Annotated in this window: 13 protein-coding genes and 7 tRNA genes; 17 read left to right on the top strand and 3 right to left on the bottom strand. The window is 66.0% G+C overall.

Annotation, left to right across the window (positions count from 1 at the left end; genetic code table 11):
* Window positions 1–243 precede the first annotated feature (243 nt).
* The 6 genes from NP80_RS23000 (at window position 244) to NP80_RS22975 (ending at window position 7,338) form a co-directional block, all read left to right on the top strand.
* Window positions 244–573: a hypothetical protein gene (locus NP80_RS23000; RefSeq protein WP_006408220.1), complete on the top strand. Its 330-nt coding sequence runs from the start codon at window positions 244–246 to the stop codon at window positions 571–573.
* Between the two features lie 177 nt (window positions 574–750).
* A complete protein-coding gene (locus NP80_RS22995; protein ID WP_045594164.1) occupies window positions 751–2,634 on the top strand; it encodes an extracellular solute-binding protein in 1,884 nt (627 codons plus the stop codon).
* Window positions 2,635–2,700: 66 nt separating this feature from the next.
* Window positions 2,701–3,744: a microcin C ABC transporter permease YejB gene (locus NP80_RS22990; RefSeq protein WP_006409818.1), complete on the top strand. Its 1,044-nt coding sequence runs from the start codon at window positions 2,701–2,703 to the stop codon at window positions 3,742–3,744.
* Window positions 3,745–3,819: 75 nt separating this feature from the next.
* Window positions 3,820–4,917 carry an ABC transporter permease gene (locus NP80_RS22985; protein WP_006409817.1) on the top strand — a complete coding sequence of 366 codons (1,098 nt, stop codon included), beginning with the start codon at window positions 3,820–3,822 and terminating at the stop codon, window positions 4,915–4,917.
* Window positions 4,914–6,536, top strand: coding sequence for an ABC transporter ATP-binding protein (locus NP80_RS22980; RefSeq protein WP_006408224.1), 1,623 nt, complete (start codon window positions 4,914–4,916; stop codon window positions 6,534–6,536). The genes NP80_RS22985 and NP80_RS22980 overlap by 4 nt, the downstream gene beginning before the upstream one ends.
* Before the next feature lie 127 nt (window positions 6,537–6,663).
* On the top strand, window positions 6,664–7,338 hold the full coding sequence (locus tag NP80_RS22975) for a C40 family peptidase (protein ID WP_006409815.1): 675 nt from the start codon (window positions 6,664–6,666) through the stop codon (window positions 7,336–7,338).
* A gap of 96 nt (window positions 7,339–7,434) precedes the next feature.
* Here NP80_RS22975 and NP80_RS22970 read toward each other — a convergent pair whose 3' ends face one another.
* The gene (locus NP80_RS22970; protein WP_006409819.1) at window positions 7,435–8,361 is read right to left on the bottom strand and encodes a patatin-like phospholipase family protein; all 927 of its coding nucleotides are present in this window, start codon (window positions 8,359–8,361) and stop codon (window positions 7,435–7,437) included.
* 278 nt (window positions 8,362–8,639) lie between these two features.
* Between NP80_RS22970 and gltX the strand changes: the two genes are divergently transcribed.
* The 9 genes from gltX to NP80_RS22925 all read left to right on the top strand — a co-directional run bounded on the left by gltX (window position 8,640) and on the right by NP80_RS22925 (window position 11,881).
* Entirely contained in the window at window positions 8,640–10,049 is a 1,410-nt protein-coding gene (gene gltX, locus NP80_RS22965; protein ID WP_006410256.1) for a glutamate--tRNA ligase, read from the top strand.
* Between the two features lie 123 nt (window positions 10,050–10,172).
* Window positions 10,173–10,248, top strand: a tRNA-Ala gene (locus NP80_RS22960).
* A 134-nt stretch (window positions 10,249–10,382) separates the two neighbouring features.
* A tRNA-Glu gene (locus tag NP80_RS22955) sits at window positions 10,383–10,458 on the top strand.
* Window positions 10,459–10,538: 80 nt separating this feature from the next.
* Window positions 10,539–10,615: transfer RNA gene (locus NP80_RS22950), tRNA-Asp, on the top strand.
* 61 nt (window positions 10,616–10,676) lie between these two features.
* Window positions 10,677–10,752 (top strand) — tRNA-Glu (locus NP80_RS22945).
* 81 nt (window positions 10,753–10,833) lie between these two features.
* Window positions 10,834–10,910 (top strand) — tRNA-Asp (locus tag NP80_RS22940).
* Window positions 10,911–10,973: 63 nt separating this feature from the next.
* Window positions 10,974–11,049 (top strand) — tRNA-Glu (locus NP80_RS22935).
* Between the two features lie 73 nt (window positions 11,050–11,122).
* A tRNA-Asp gene (locus NP80_RS22930) sits at window positions 11,123–11,199 on the top strand.
* A gap of 217 nt (window positions 11,200–11,416) precedes the next feature.
* Complete coding sequence (locus tag NP80_RS22925) at window positions 11,417–11,881, top strand: GNAT family N-acetyltransferase (RefSeq protein ID WP_035488286.1); 465 nt, start codon at window positions 11,417–11,419, stop codon at window positions 11,879–11,881.
* Between the two features lie 8 nt (window positions 11,882–11,889).
* Here NP80_RS22925 and NP80_RS22920 read toward each other — a convergent pair whose 3' ends face one another.
* Window positions 11,890–12,768, bottom strand: a complete 879-nt coding sequence (locus NP80_RS22920) for an AraC family transcriptional regulator (protein ID WP_006407735.1) — start codon at window positions 12,766–12,768, stop codon at window positions 11,890–11,892.
* Between the two features lie 170 nt (window positions 12,769–12,938).
* Between NP80_RS22920 and rraA the strand changes: the two genes are divergently transcribed.
* Together rraA and NP80_RS22905 are read left to right on the top strand one after the other, a co-directional pair.
* Entirely contained in the window at window positions 12,939–13,433 is a 495-nt protein-coding gene (gene rraA, locus NP80_RS22910) for a ribonuclease E activity regulator RraA (RefSeq protein ID WP_006407734.1), read from the top strand.
* A gap of 41 nt (window positions 13,434–13,474) precedes the next feature.
* Window positions 13,475–13,888, top strand: a complete 414-nt coding sequence (locus NP80_RS22905) for a gamma-glutamylcyclotransferase family protein (protein ID WP_006407733.1) — start codon at window positions 13,475–13,477, stop codon at window positions 13,886–13,888.
* Between the two features lie 115 nt (window positions 13,889–14,003).
* On the opposite strand, the gene aceB is transcribed toward NP80_RS22905, so the two are convergent.
* On the bottom strand, window positions 14,004–15,596 hold the full coding sequence (gene aceB / locus NP80_RS22900) for a malate synthase A (protein ID WP_006410255.1): 1,593 nt from the start codon (window positions 15,594–15,596) through the stop codon (window positions 14,004–14,006).
* Window positions 15,597–15,655: the final 59 nt, after the last annotated feature.

The raw sequence follows: 15,655 nt of genomic DNA, 5'->3' as shown, positions 1-15,655 counted from the left end.
CTCGACCGCGCAACGAGAGGGCGGCACCTAGGTGCCGCCTTTTTTTCGTCCGGCATGCGGACGCGCGCCCGCAGTATGATTGCGCGCGGCCACGCGTGGCCGCGGCTGCGTCGATTGTTACAAGACGTTAGCGAGCGTTCGGTGTTGCGATTCCGCGCATCAGTTCTTACAAACTTGAAATATGCGTGGCCGGTGCTTCCCGTTATAGTCGAATCACACATGAAACAACCAGAAGAGGAACCCATGAAGACCTTGCGTGTTGCGTCGCTGCTGACCGGTATGACGGCCCTGCTGGTGTCGGGCGCAGCAATGGCGGGTGTCAATGTCGGGATCAACGTCGGCGTGCCGGCACCGGTCTACGTCGCGCCCGCGCCCGTGTATGCGCCGCCGCCTCCGCCGCCGGTTGTCTATCAGCCGGCGCCCGTGTATGCACCGCCGCCGGCGATCGTGATCGGCTGGCATGGCGATCGTTACTGGGACGGCCATCGCTACTGGCGTCGCGAGGAGTGGTACCGCCATCACGGCCGCGGCTGGGGCGATCACGATCGCGGCCGCCACAACGGCTGGCGATGATCGCCGTCCGCCGTCGCGCACGTCGCGTCGCATCCCGGAAAACCGCCCTCGTGGCGGTTTTTCTTTTGGGTGCGCCGCGTGCGCAACGGCCGGGCAGCGGCCCGCGGTGGCTTCATCGGCGATCGAATGGGTAGAATCGTCCCTCGTTACTTCCGTCAATCGAACGACAGGGCTTCTATGACGATGGGTTCGCGATGGACCGCCGCCGTGCGCGTGGGCGGCCGCGCCGCACAGGCACTGCGCACGGCCGGCGCCGCCGCCGCGGCGTTCGCGTTGCACGCGGCGCTTGCGGCGACGGCCGCGCATGCCGCATACGCGATCGCGCAGTACGGCGAGCCGAAATATCCGCCAGGGTTCCGGCATTTCGACTACGTGAATCCGAATGCGCCGAAGGGCGGCACGCTCGTGCTCGCGAACCCGAACCGGCTCACGTCGTTCGACAAGTTCAATCCGTATACGCTGCGCGGCAACGTCGCGCCCGGCATCGACCTGCTGTTCGAAAGCCTCGCCACGGGCAGCCTCGACGAACCGGCGTCCGCGTACGGACTGCTCGCCGACGACATCGCGGTCGCGCCCGACCGCCGCTCGGTCACGTTCCACCTGAATCCGCGCGCGCGCTTTTCGAACGGCGATCCGGTGACGGCCGACGACGTCAAGTACTCGTTCGATACGCTGAAGAGCAAGCAGGCGGCGCCGCAGTTTGCCGCGTACTTCGCCGAAATTTCACGCGCGGTCGTCGTCGATCCTGCGACGGTGCGCTTCGAGTTCCGCAGCACCAATCGCGAACTGCCGCTGATCGCGGGCGGCGTGCCGATCTTCTCGCACAAATGGGGGCTGCGCGCGGACGGCTCGCGCATCCCGTTCGATCAGCTCGCGTTCGAGCAGCCGATCGGCAGCGGGCCGTACCTGATCGATCATTACGACAACGGCCGCACGATCACGTACCGGCGCAATCCCGCGTACTGGGGCGCCGACCTGCCGGTGCGGGTCGGCACGAACAACTTCGACCGGATCGTCTACAAGCTCTACGGCGACGGCATCGCGCGGCTCGAGGCGTTCAAGGCCGGCGAGTACGACGTGCTCGTCGAGTACATCGCGCGCAACTGGGTGCGGCGCGACGTCGGCAAGCGCTTCGACAGCGGCGAACTGGTGAAGCGCGAATTCCGCCAGCATAACGGCGCCGGCATGCAGGGCTTTTTCATGAACCTGCGGCGTCCGCTGTTTCGCGACGTGCGCGTGCGCAAGGCGCTCGACCTCGCCTTCGATTTCGAATGGCTGAATCGCCAGCTGTTCTTTGGCGGCTATACGCGTCTGGATAGCTACTTCGCCGATACCGACCTGCAGGCGACCGGCACACCGGGCGAAGGCGAGCTGAAGCTGCTCGAACCGCTGCGCGCGCAACTGGATCCCGCCGTGTTCGGCCCGATGGTGACGCAGCCGAGCACGAACCCGCCCGGTTCGCTGCGTGCGAACCTGCTGAAAGCACGCGCGCTGCTGGCCGAGGCCGGCTGGACCTACCGCGACGGCGCGCTGCGCAACGCGAACGGCGATCCGTTTACGTTCGAGATCCTCGACGATGCGGGGTCCGCGTTCGCGCCGGTCGTGACCGCGTATCAGCGCAATCTCGCGAAGCTCGGCATCGACGTGCGCTTTCGCACGGCCGATTTCGCGCTGCTGCAAAAGCGTCTCGACGCATTCGACTACGACATGACGACGGTCCGCTATCCGGGCGTGCAGGTGCCGGGCACCGAGCAGCTCGCGCGCTTCGGCAGCCAGTTCGCGGACACGCCGGGCTCGGACAACCTCATCGGCCTGAAGTCGCCGGCCGTCGACACGCTGCTGCGCGCGCTGACGGCCGCGCAGACGCGCGAGCAGCTGCTCGACGCGACGCACGCGCTCGATCGCGTGCTGATGCACGGCTACTACGCGATTCCGCAGTGGTACAGCACGACGCATCGGATCGCCTACAAGCGCACGCTTGCGTATCCGCAGACGCTGCCGCTGTACTATTCGGCGGAGAGCTGGGTCGTATCGACGTGGTGGGCGAAGCCCGATCATTGAAGCCGCGCCCGCGGCCCGTCGTTCAACCGAACTTTCATCCAAGCCTATCGATCGCGAGTCGACGCCATGTGGAGCTACATCCTCAAACGCCTGCTGCTGATGATTCCGACGCTCGTCGGCGTGCTGACGCTCACGTTCGTCGTGATCCAGTTCGTGCCGGGCGGCCCCGTCGAGCAGGCGGTGCAGGAACTGCGCAAGGGCGCGACGGAGCAGGGCGCGACGCCGTTCGGCATGCGCGCGCATACGGGCGTCGATCCGCAGCAGATCGCACAGCTGAAGGCGCTGTACGGCTTCGACAAGCCGCCGCTCGAACGCTACTGGCTGATGCTCGAGCGCTTCGCGCGCTTCGATCTCGGCGACAGCTATTTTCGCCATCAGAGCGTGTGGTCGCTGATCGTCCAGAAGCTGCCGGTGTCGATCAGCATCGGCCTATGGACGTTCTTTCTGACGTACCTGATCTCGGTGCCGCTCGGCATCGCGAAGGCCGTGCGCAACGGTTCGCCGTTCGACGTCGCGACGAGCCTCGTCGTGCTCGTCGGCTACGCGATTCCGGGGTTCGTACTCGGCGTGCTGCTGCTCGTCCTGTTCGGCGGCGGCTCGTTCTGGCAACTGTTCCCGCTGCGCGGCCTCACGTCCGACAACTTCGCGCAGCTCTCGGTCGCCGGCAAGGTGCTCGATTATTTGTGGCACATCGCGCTGCCGATCACCGCGTCGGTCGTCGGCAGCTTCGCGGTCGTGACGATGCTGACGAAGAACGCGTTCCTCGACGAAATCCGCCGCCAGTACGTGCTGACCGCGCGGGCGAAAGGGCTCGGCGAGCGTACGGTGCTCTGGAAGCACGTATTCCGCAACGCGATGCTGCCGCTGATCGTCGGCTTTCCGGCCGCGTTCATCGGCGCCTTCTTTACCGGCAGCCTGCTGATCGAGACGCTGTTCTCGCTCGACGGCCTCGGCCTGCTGTCGTACGAGTCGGTCGTGCGCCGCGACTATCCGGTCGTGCTCGGCACGCTGTATCTGTTTACGCTGATCGGGCTCGCGACCAAGCTGATTTCGGACCTCTGCTACGTGTGGGTCGATCCGCGCATTCAATTCGAAAACCTGGAGCGCTGACTTGAAACCGTCCGTCCGCCTGCCGCGCCGCGGCCCGTTCGTCAGTCCGTGCGCCGCGTCGCGACGAGGTGCGCGATGAGCCGCGTCGCTGCGCCGTCCCGCGTCGAGGCCGCGCGGGCGCATGTGTCGCCGTCGCCCGCACGCCGCGTGTGGCAGCGTTTCCGGCAGCAGAAGCTCGGCTACTGGAGTTTCGTGATCTTCGTCGTCGCGTTCGCGGCCAGCATCGCCGCGCCGCTGTGGTCGAACGACAAGCCGCTCGTCGTCCGCTACGACGGTCATTACTATTTCCCGCTGTTCCACGCGTATCCGGAGACGACGTTCGGCGGCGATTTCCCGACGCCGGCCGACTATCTCGATCCGTACGTGCGCAAGCGGCTCGAGGCACCCGGCAACTTCGTCGTCTATCCGCCGAACCGCTATTACTACGACACGCTGAACTACTTCTCGAAGGAGCCGAATCCGGCGCCGCCGTCGCGCGAGAACTGGCTCGGTACCGACGCGCAGGGCCGCGACCTGTTCGCGCGGCTCGTGTACGGATTCCGCGTGTCGGTCGAGTTCGGGCTGATCCTGACCGCGATCGGCACGCTGCTCGGGATCGCCGCCGGCGCGGTGCAGGGCTTTTTCGGCGGCCGCATCGACATCGTCGGACAGCGGCTGATCGAGATCTGGAGCTCGCTGCCCGAGCTGTATCTGCTGATCATCTTCGCGTCGATCTTCGAGCCGAGCTTCCTGCTGCTGATCGTGCTGCTGTCGCTGTTCGGCTGGATCGGGCTCGCCGACTACGTGCGCGCCGAATTCCTGCGCAACCGCACGCAGGACTACGTGCGCGCGGCGCGCGCGATGGGGCTGACGAACTGGCAGATCATCTGGCGCCACGTGCTGCCGAACAGCCTGACGCCCGTGATCACGTTCCTGCCGTTCCGCATGAGCGGCGCGATTCTCGCGCTCACGAGCCTCGACTTCCTCGGGCTCGGCGTTCCGCCGCCGACGCCGAGCCTCGGCGAACTGCTCGCGCAGGGCAAGGGCAATCTCGATGCGTGGTGGATCTCGTTGTCGACGTTCGGCGTGCTGGTCGCGACGCTGCTGCTGCTGACCTTCATGGGCGACGCGCTGCGCAACGCGCTCGACACGCGCATCGCCGATTCGATGCGTGCGGCGGGAGGGCAGCGATGAACGGCGCGACCGTATCGACGCACGACGAGCCGTTGCTGGCGCTCGAGCATCTGAACGTGCGCTTCGGCGACACGGTCGCCGTCGACGACGTGACGTTCGCGATCGGCCGCGGCGAGCGCGTCGCGCTCGTCGGCGAATCGGGTTCGGGCAAGAGCGTGACGGCGCTGTCGATCCTGCGTCTGCTGCGCGACGCCGACGTGCGCGGCACGATCCGCTTCGCGGGGCAGGACCTCGGCGCGAAGAGCGAGCGCGAGATGCGCGCGCTGCGCGGCGCCGACATCGCGATGATCTTCCAGGAACCGATGACGGCGCTGAATCCGCTGTACACGATCGGCGCGCAGATCGCCGAGACGATCGTGCTGCACGACGGCGTGAGCGCCGCGGAGGCGCGCAAGCGCGCCATCGCGCTGCTCGCGCGCACCGGCATCGCGGAACCCGATCGGCGTGTCGACAGCTATGCGCACCAGTTGTCCGGCGGGCAGCGTCAGCGCGCGATGATCGCGATGGCACTCGCCTGCCGGCCGCGTCTGCTGCTCGCCGACGAGCCGACCACCGCGCTCGACGTGACGATCCGCGCGCAGATCGTCGATCTGCTGCTGGAACTGCAGCGCGAAGAAGCGGAAAAGCGCGGGATGGCGATCCTGCTGATCACGCACGACCTGAATCTCGTGCGGCGTTTCGCTGAACGCGTGGCGGTGATGGAGCGTGGCCGGCTCGTCGAGAGCGGGCCTGTCGAGCGGATCTTCGCCGAGCCCCAGCATCCGTATACGCAGCGACTGCTGAACAGCCGGCCGCAGCGCGCGGTCGCGCCGGTGATGCCGATCGCGCCGGTGCTGCTCGACGCGCGTCACGTCAGCGTGCAGTTCGCGCGCAAGCGGCCCGGCCTCGCGGGCTGGTTCGGCACGACGCCGGTGACGGCGGTGTCCGACGTGTCGGTGTCGGTGCGGCAGGGCGAGACGCTCGGCATCGTCGGCGAATCGGGCTCCGGCAAATCGACGCTCGCGATGGCGCTGCTCGGGCTGCAGAAGACCGTACACGGGGACATCGAATTCCAGGGCCGCGCGCTGTCGACGTATCGCGGCCGCGAGCAGACCGCGCTGCGCGCGAATATGCAGGTCGTCTTTCAGGACCCCTTCAGCTCGCTGTCGCCGCGTCATACGATCGAGCGGATCGTCGGCGAGGGGCTCGAACTGCATCGGCCCGACCTGACGCCCGACGCGCGCCGCGCGAAATCGGTCGCGGTGCTGCGCGAGGTCGGGCTCGACCGCACCGTGCTGCATCGTTATCCGCATGAATTCTCCGGCGGCCAGCGCCAGCGGATCGCGATCGCGCGCGCGCTCGTGCTCGAGCCGCGCGTGCTGATCCTCGACGAACCGACGTCCGCGCTCGACGTTTCGATCCAGCAGCAAGTGTTGAAGCTGCTCGCGAATCTTCAGCAGAAATACAACCTCGGCTATGTCTTCATCAGCCACGACCTGGAGGTGATCGGTGCGATGGCGCACCGTGTCGCGGTGATGCAGGGCGGGATGATCGTGGAGTCGGGCGACGTCGAGCAGATCTTCGCGAGGCCGTCACATCCTTACACACAAAAACTGTTGAAAGCGGTCTGGAAAGCGTGATAGGGCTCAATGGTCAGACTATCTCGATTGAATTTTTTAATTTGTTTTGACAAACGATTACGCGCTGGCTAGTATCGACCGAAATTTTCCGCCAATCAGCTGATTTTTAAGCAAATTCCATCGACCAATGCAGCATCGATCCCTGACCCAGGCATGCGCGCGCACCCTCGCCGGGCTGTTCATCGGCGCCCTGTTCGCAGCAGCTCCCGGCGCTTTCGCCGACGAAGTCAGCAGTTTTAACCAAAATGTCACGAATTCGACGCAGATCGGGTCGGGTTCCTCCCTCCAGCAGCCCAATGCCCAGCCGTCGAGCGGCGGCGCGAAGTCGTTCCTGTCGGGCATGGCGGGCAAGGCGGGCGACGTCGTCGTCAGCGCGCTCAACATGATCGGCGTGCGCTACCGCTGGGGCGGCAACTCGCCGGATTCGGGCCTCGATTGCAGCGGCTTCGTGCGCTACGTGTTCCAGGACACGCTCGGCATGTCGCTGCCGCGTCGCGCCGAAGAGATGAGCCGAGTCGGCGAAAAGGTAAGCATGAGTAACCTGAAGCCGGGCGACCTCGTGTTCTTCAACACGATGCGCCGCACGTTCTCGCACGTCGGCATCTATATCGGCGACAACAAGTTCGTGCACTCGCCGTCGACGGGCAGCACCGTGCGTGTCGACGATCTCGACAGCAGCTACTGGGAAAAGCGTTTCACCGGCGCGCGCCGGATCGAGACGCAGTTTCCGATGAAGGCCGACGATCTGCGCCAGCGTGTGCGCGCAACGATCGGCAACGACGCGGACAACGCGAACAACTGACGCGCTTTCGTCCGGGTCGGACGGAATCGAACAAGCCCCTGTCGCCGGAAGGCGGCAGGGGCTTTTGTCTGTGCGGCGCGACGGCGGCGCCGTACGTTACGCGACGGGAACGCCGCGCGCCGCGGCGAGCTTGCGCTGCAGTTCCGGCATGATCCGCGCGACCGCTTCCTCGCCCGCGAGGATCGCCGCGTTGCGCTGGTTGAAGTCGCTGCCGCCCGTCGCGGCGAGATTCGGCCGGATCACGACGTCCGCGTACTTGTCGAGTTCGTAGGTCTTGATCGTCTGTCCCATGATCGTGAACGTCTGCAGCAGCATCTCGATCGGGTTGTTCGTCGCCGCGCCGTCGGGGCGCGCCGAGATGTCGACCGCGATCACGAAGTTCGCGCCCATGCGGCGCGCGAACGACGCAGGCACCGGGCTGACGAGCCCGCCGTCGACGTATTCGCGGTTGCCGATCTTCACCGGCTCGAACACGGACGGCACGCTGCACGACGCGCGCACCGCGAGCCCCGTATTGCCCTGCTGGAACAGGATCGGCTGGCCGCTTTGCAGATCGGTGGCGACGATGCCGAGCGGCTTCGGCATTTTCTCGATCGGCCGATTGTTGAGCGCCTTGTTCAGGAAGTTCTGCAGCGCGACGCCCTGCAGCAGCCCGCGCGAGCGAAACGGCAGCGCCCAGTCGCTGATCGACGCCTGATCCATGTCGAGTGCGATCTTGTTGATCTGCAAGCCGTTCATTCCCGACGCATACAGCGCGCCGACCACCGAGCCCGCGCTCGTGCCGGCGACGAGGTCGATCGCGATGCCGCGCGCCTCGAGCGCCTTCAGCACGCCGATATGCGAAAAGCCGCGCGCGGCGCCGCCGCCGAGCGCGATGCCGATCTTGACCGGCTTGTCGTGCGGCTGCGTCGCACTCGATGCGCTATCGGAGCGCGATTTGCCGCCGAACGAAGTGCAGGCGGCGAGGCTGGCGGACGCGCACGCGATCGTGAACTGGCGGCGCGACAGGCGAGGGGACGACATCGAAGATTCTCCGGCGGCTGGGCGGCGGGCCGTCGGGCCCGCGCGGCGATAGGTTCGCGAGCGGCGGCGCGGCAAGGTCCGCGCAACCGGCGCGGCGCCGGCAGGCGGCCGCGGCGCGCACATCATAAAGCAAGCGGCGCGCTTGGCGCGATGGGCGGCGCGAGTATAATTCCGGCTTCTTTCCCGTTCCGGGCGTCGCCGGCACGCAGCCGCTCGCATGGCCGCCGCCGATCCCGCGTCGAATCATTCATGCGCCCCAGGCGTTCGAGTTACCGTTTATGACCCGTCCTGTCCGTACCCGCTTCGCGCCGAGTCCCACCGGCTTCATCCACCTCGGCAACATCCGCTCCGCGCTTTATCCGTGGGCGTTCGCGCGCAAGATGAAAGGCACGTTCGTGCTGCGTATCGAGGATACCGACGTCGAACGCTCGTCGAAGGAGGCCGTCGACGCGATCCTCGAAGGGATGGAATGGCTCGGTCTCGATTTCGACGAAGGCCCGATCTACCAGATGCAGCGGATGGACCGCTATCGCGAGGTGCTCGCGCAGATGCTGGAGAAGGGGCTTGCCTACCCGTGCTACATGTCGGCCGAAGAACTCGACGCGCTGCGCGAACGCCAGCGCGCGGCCGGTCTGAAGCCGCGCTATGACGGCACGTGGCGTCCGGAGCCCGGCAAGGTGCTGCCGGAGCCGCCGCCGGGCGTGAAGCCGGTGCTGCGTTTCCGCAATCCGCTGACGGGCACCGTCGTGTGGGACGACGCGGTGAAGGGGCGCGTCGAGATCTCGAACGAGGAACTCGACGATCTCGTGATCGCGCGTCCGGACGGCACGCCGATCTACAACTTCTGCGTGGTCGTCGACGACATGGATATGGGCATCACGCACGTGATCCGCGGCGACGATCACGTGAACAACACGCCGCGCCAAATCAACATCCTGCGCGCGCTCGGCGGCGAGCCGCCCGTGTATGCGCACCTGCCGACCGTGCTGAACGAGCAGGGCGAGAAGATGAGCAAGCGTCACGGCGCGATGAGCGTGACGGCGTATCGCGACGCCGGTTATCTGCCGGAAGCGGTCGTCAACTATCTCGCGCGTCTGGGCTGGTCGCACGGCGATGCGGAAATCTTCTCGCGTGAGCAGTTCGTCGAATGGTTCGATCTCGAGCATCTCGGCAAGTCGCCCGCGCAGTACGACCACAACAAGCTGAACTGGCTGAACGCGCACTACATCAAGGAAGCCGACAACGCGCGCCTGGCCGCGCTCGCGAAACCGTTCCTCGCGGCGCTGGCGATCGACGACGCGGCGCTCGCGGCCGGCCCGGCGCTCGAGGCCGTGATCGCGCTGATGAAGGATCGCGCGACGACGGTCAAGGAAATCGCGGAAGGCGCGGCGATGTTCTACCGCGTGCCGGCGCCGGACGCCGATGCGCTCGCACAGCACCTGACCGACGCCGTGCGGCCGGCGCTTGCCGATCTCGCCGCCGCGCTGAAGGCGGCCAACTGGACGAAGGATGCGATCTCGGCCGCGCTGAAGGCGACGCTTGCCGCGCACAAGCTGAAGATGCCGCAGCTCGCGATGCCGGTGCGCCTGCTCGTGGCGGGCACCACGCATACGCCGTCGATCGACGCGGTGCTCGCGCTGTTCGATCGCGACGTCGTCGTGTCGCGCATCGAGGCGGCGCTCGCGTAAGTGCGCGTCGACGCGAGGCCGCGCGTCGACGACGACGTGGCTTCGCAAAAAAATTCGCCCGATTCGCAAAAAGCTATTTACAACTGCAAAGTAGGTCCATATAATCTCATTTCTGTTCTGCAAGGGGGTATAGCTCAGCTGGGAGAGCGCTTGCATGGCATGCAAGAGGTCAGCGGTTCGATCCCGCTTACCTCCACCAACAGAACAAACGAATCGTTTCGCGAAGTCATGTAGTAATAAATGCTTCACAAAACGATTTAAAGCAGTTAAAATTTCGGGCTTCGCTGTTATCGAGTAGTTGATAGCGAAACCAGACAAATCTGAAAAGATTTTGTCCCCTTCGTCTAGAGGCCTAGGACATCACCCTTTCACGGTGAGTACAGGGGTTCGAATCCCCTAGGGGACGCCAGATTCAGCGGCGTTTCGTAGAAGCGCTGCGAAGCTTGCAGGAACGTAACCGACGTCCTGCAGGTGACGGTGCAGGAAGTTGGAGCGGTAGTTCAGTCGGTTAGAATACCGGCCTGTCACGCCGGGGGTCGCGGGTTCGAGTCCCGTCCGCTCCGCCAGAACGAAGCCCGTTCAAGCCATTTTGAGCGGGCTTTTGTATTAAGGTGTAAGCAGTACGTTGTCCCCTTCGTCTAGAGGCCTAGGACATCACCCTTTCACGGTGAGTACAGGGGTTCGAATCCCCTAGGGGACGCCAGATTCAGCGGCGTTTCGTAGAAGTGTCGCAAAGCTTGCGGGAGCGTGACCGACGTCCTGCAGGTGACGGTGCAGAAAAGCTGGAGCGGTAGTTCAGTCGGTTAGAATACCGGCCTGTCACGCCGGGGGTCGCGGGTTCGAGTCCCGTCCGCTCCGCCAGAACGAAGCCCGTTCAAGACGTTTTTGAGCGGGCTTTTGTATTAAGGATGTAAGCAGTACGTTGTCCCCTTCGTCTAGAGGCCTAGGACATCACCCTTTCACGGTGAGTACAGGGGTTCGAATCCCCTAGGGGACGCCAGATTTCGGCGTCGTTCGAACAAACGATGCGCCGGCAGGAAGCAACCGACGCCTGCCAGGCAAGCAGCAAGACTGGAGCGGTAGTTCAGTCGGTTAGAATACCGGCCTGTCACGCCGGGGGTCGCGGGTTCGAGTCCCGTCCGCTCCGCCAGAAAATGAAGAAGCCCGCCTTGCGCGGGCTTTTTCATTTGTTTTTCCGTTTGCGCCCGCTTGCGGGCGCGTGACTGCGGAGGGGAGGAAGCCGCCTGCGCGGCTTCCGGCGGGGTTCGAAGGGATTGGGCGCGCTGCCCCCGCGCTACGAGAAATTCGCGATTGCATCCGCACGCGACTGCGCTATCGTGACGGCATGCCTTCCTGATCCCCGCGCGATGCTCGATCCGACCGACCTGCGACTCCTGTATCAGCTCCGGCCTGCGGAGCCCGGCGATTTTCCGTTCGCCGAGGCGCTGACGCACGGCAACATGGGCGGCTATTACAAGCGGCACGGGCTCGTATGGCGCAGCGACCTGTTCTACGCAAGCTGGCGCGAATCGGAGAATTTCATTCTCGAAGCCGACGGTCAGCGCATCGGCGTGCTGCGCGTGACGGAAGAGGGCGACTCGCTGCATATCCGCGACGTGCAGATCGCGGCCGGCCATCGCGGTCGCGGCGCGGGCACCTATCTACTCGACATGTCGCATCGCTGGGCGCGTGCGCGCGGGTTGCACGAGCTGCAACTGCGCGTGTTCGTCGACAATCCGGCCGCGCGTCTGTACCGCCGTATGGGTTATCACGTGACAGGGCCGCGCCTCGCGCAACTCGGCTCGATCCGTCACATGGTGCGGCCGGTCTGACGCGAGGCTCAGCGCGCCGTATCGTGCGCGTCGTCGTCGCGCATGTCGTCGCTCGGTGCGACGCGCTCGGTGCCGCGGTGCTCGTATCCGCGCAGCATGAAGGCACGCGGGCTTTCGCCGAACGCGCGCCGGAACATCGCCGAGAACGCGCTCTGGCTCTGGTAGCCGAGCTCGCGCGCGATATGCGAGAGCGGGCGCCCCTGATTCAGCAACGGAATCGCGCGCGCCAGCAGCGCCTGCTGCCGCCATTGCGAGAAGCTCACTCCGAGTTCCTGCTTGAAGAGCCGCGAGATCGTGCGCGTGCTCGCCCCGACCTCGCTCGCCCAGTGTTCGAGCGATTCGGCGTTTGCCGGCTGCGCGAGCACCGATTCGCAGAGCGTCCGGAGCCGCTTTTCGTCTGGCATCGGCACCGCGAGCGGCAACGGCTCCGCGCGGCTCAGTTCATCGAGCACGAGCCCGCATAGCAGGCGCTCGCGTCCGTCGCTGAGGTCGCGCGCGTCCAGTGCGACGATCAGCTCGCGCAGCAATCCCGTCACTTCGACCACGCGGCACGCGGCGAGCCCGTCCGGCACGATCGACTCGTCGATATAGAGCGTGCGCAGGTACGCCTCTTCGACGATCGCGACTTCGTGCGTGACGTGCGGCGGCACCCAGATCGCGCGGGACGGCGGCACCATCCAGGTCGTGCCGGTCGTCGCGACACGCAGCACGCCGCGCGATGCATACGCGAGCTGCGCCCACGCATGCGTGTGCAGCGGAATGCGGCTGCCCGCGTCGACGTGGCGCGCGCGCACGCGCATCGGGTGCGCGCGCGTCGGCGCGAACTCGGGCGGAATGTCGATGACGTCGTACGGATTCGACGCGTCGGCCGGGACGATCGGATGCATGAGGTTCGGACTGGAGCGGCGGGCGATGCCGTTATTGTAGAAGGGGCCGTGCAAGCGCAGGCGGCGGCTTTTGGGTCGATAATGCAGCGTTTCAATGAACTTTGTATGGGCGGGACGGCCTTCGCGTTCACCGTGCCGCAGCGCGCCCCTCGATCGAAGGAGACGAACCGATGACGTTTGCAACAACCGATCTTTGCGACGCCCACGAAGACAAACTGGCCGCCGGCACGCTGCGCGTGCTGCAGCCGGCCTTGCGGCCGTACGGCGGTGCGGCGCGCTTCGCCGGGCCCGCCGCGACGCTGAAGGTGTTCGAGGACAACACGCTCGTGCGTGCGGCGCTCGAGCAGAACGGCGGCGGCCGCGTGCTCGTCGTCGACGGCGGCGCGAGCCTGCGCTGCGCGCTCGTCGGCGGCAATCTCGGCGCGCTGGCCGAGAAGAACGGATGGGCCGGCATCGTCGTGCACGGATGCGTGCGCGATGCGGCCGAACTGCGCGAATGCAAGGTCGGCGTGCTCGCGCTCGCGACGCATCCGCGCAAGAGCGACAAGCGCGGCGCCGGCGAGCGCGACGTGCCGGTCACGGTGCTCGGCACGCGGATCGCGCCGGGCGAATGGATCTACGCGGACGACGACGGCGTGCTCGTGAGCGCGACGTCGCTGACCTGACCCGACGTGCGACTGCACGCGAATCGCTGAAGGAGAGATCGATGCGCTACGTATTCGTCTACGGCACGCTGAGGGCCGGCGAGATCAACGACATCGGCCTTGCGGCCGCGCGGCACGGCATTCCCGCGCCGACGCTGATCGGCGCGGCGGCGCTGCCGGGCGAACTGTACGATTTCGGCACGTATCCCGGCATGACGGCCGCGCACGTCGGCACGTCGATCGTATGGGGCGATGTGTACGAGATCGACGAGCGGCTGGTGCCCGTGCTCGACGAGATCGAGCGCGTGTATCCGGGCGTCGACACGCTGTTCCGTCAGGAGAGCGTGACCGTCGAACTCGGCGGCCGCCAGTATGCGTGCCTGTATTACCCGGTTGCCGCGCATGCGACGGCCGACCGTCCGCGGATCGCATCCGGCGACTGGGTCCGGCATCGGCGCGAGCGCGAAGCGGCGTGAGCGTCGGTGTCCGCGACGACGAGCCGGCTGTCGCAAAAAGAGAAAGCGCCCGCAGGGCGCTTTTTGACGAACGGACCGGCCGGCACGCGGCGGTACGCCGCGGCGGCCGGCCGTATCAGATTTCCTCGTACAGCGGCAGCGTCAGGAATTCGGTGAAGCCTTCCGACGTCGACATCTCTTCGAAGATCGCGGCCGCACGCTCGTAAGGCTGCGTGTTGCCGCCGACCGAGCGCTTCACGTTCTCGAGCTCGGCCTTCGCGAACTCGCGCACGAGCTCCGCGGTGACCTTGCGGCCGTCGTCGAGCACGCCCTTCGGCGAGCGGATCCACTGCCACACCTGCGAGCGCGAAATCTCGGCGGTCGCCGCATCCTCCATCAGGTTGTGAATCGGCACGCAGCCGTTGCCGTCGAGCCACGCGCCGAGATAGTGGATCCCGACGTTGATGTTGTTGCGCAGGCCCGCTTCGGTGATCGGCGCCTCGGGCTGGAAGTCGAGCAGGTTCTTGCCCTCGACCTGCACGTCGTCGCGCTGCTTGCCGATCTGGTTCGGCTTGTCGCCGAGCACCTTGACGAATTCCTCCATCGCGATCGGCACGAGGCCCGGGTGCGCCACCCAGCCGCCGTCGTAGCCGTCCGTCGCATCACGCTGCTTGTCCGAACGCACGCCGGCCATCGCCTTCTCGTTCGCTTCCGGATCGTTCTTGATCGGAATCAGCGCGCTCATTCCGCCGATCGCGGGCGCGTTGCGCTTGTGGCAGGTCTTCAGCAGCAGCAGCGCGTAGGCGCGCATGAACGGCACCGTCATCGTGATCTTCGAGCGATCGGCGAGGCAGAAGTCGCGATCGTTCTTGAACTTCTTGATCGCCGAGAAGATGTAGTCCCAGCGGCCCGCGTTCAGGCCCGAGCTGTGTTCGCGCAGCTCGTACAGGATCTCGTCCATTTCGAACGCGGCGAGGATCGTCTCGATCAGCACCGTCGCGCGGATCGTGCCGCGCGGAATGCCGATCGCTTCCTGCGCGGCGACGAAGATGTCGTTCCACAGGCGCGCCTCGAGATGGCTTTCCATCTTCGGCAGGTAGAAGTACGGGCCCGAGCCGCGCGCGATCAGCTCCTTCGCGTTATGGAACAGGAACAGCGCGAAATCGAAGATGCCGCCGGACACGCGCTGGCCGTCGACCGTCACGTGCTTCTCGTCGAGGTGCCAGCCGCGCGGACGCACGATCAGCGTCGCGACCTTGTCGTTCAGCTTGTACGACTTGCCGTTCTGCTCGAGCGAGATCGTGCGGCGCACCGCATCCTTCAGGTTGATCTGGCCGTCGATCTGGTTCGTCCAGCTCGGCGCGTTCGAATCCTCGAAGTCCGTCATGTACGAATCGGCGCCCGAGTTCAGCGCATTGATGATCATCTTGCGCTCGACGGGGCCGGTGATCTCGACGCGGCGGCACTGCAGGTCGGCAGGCAGCGGCGCGACCTTCCAGTCGCCTTCGCGGATGGCCTTCGTCTCGGGCAGAAAATCAGGGCGCTCGCCGGCGTCGAGACGCTTCGTGCGCTCGACGCGCGCCTGCAGCAGCGCCTGGCGGCGCGGTTCGAACGCGCGATGCAGCGAAGCGACGAGCTCGAGCGCGTCGGGCGTCAAGATCGCTTCGTAACCCGGCTTGATCTCGCCGGTGATCGCCATGCCTTGCGGCAGCGTGATCGGGGTGCTCATGGGTCTCATCTCCTTGGTCGGTCAGTTGCGGTTTCGGTGAAGGGGGAAGGCGGCAGCGA

It is taken from the genome of Burkholderia multivorans ATCC BAA-247 (genome assembly GCF_000959525.1).
Lineage (GTDB): Bacteria > Pseudomonadota > Gammaproteobacteria > Burkholderiales > Burkholderiaceae > Burkholderia > Burkholderia multivorans.
This window is presented reverse-complemented; position numbering and strand designations above follow the sequence as displayed.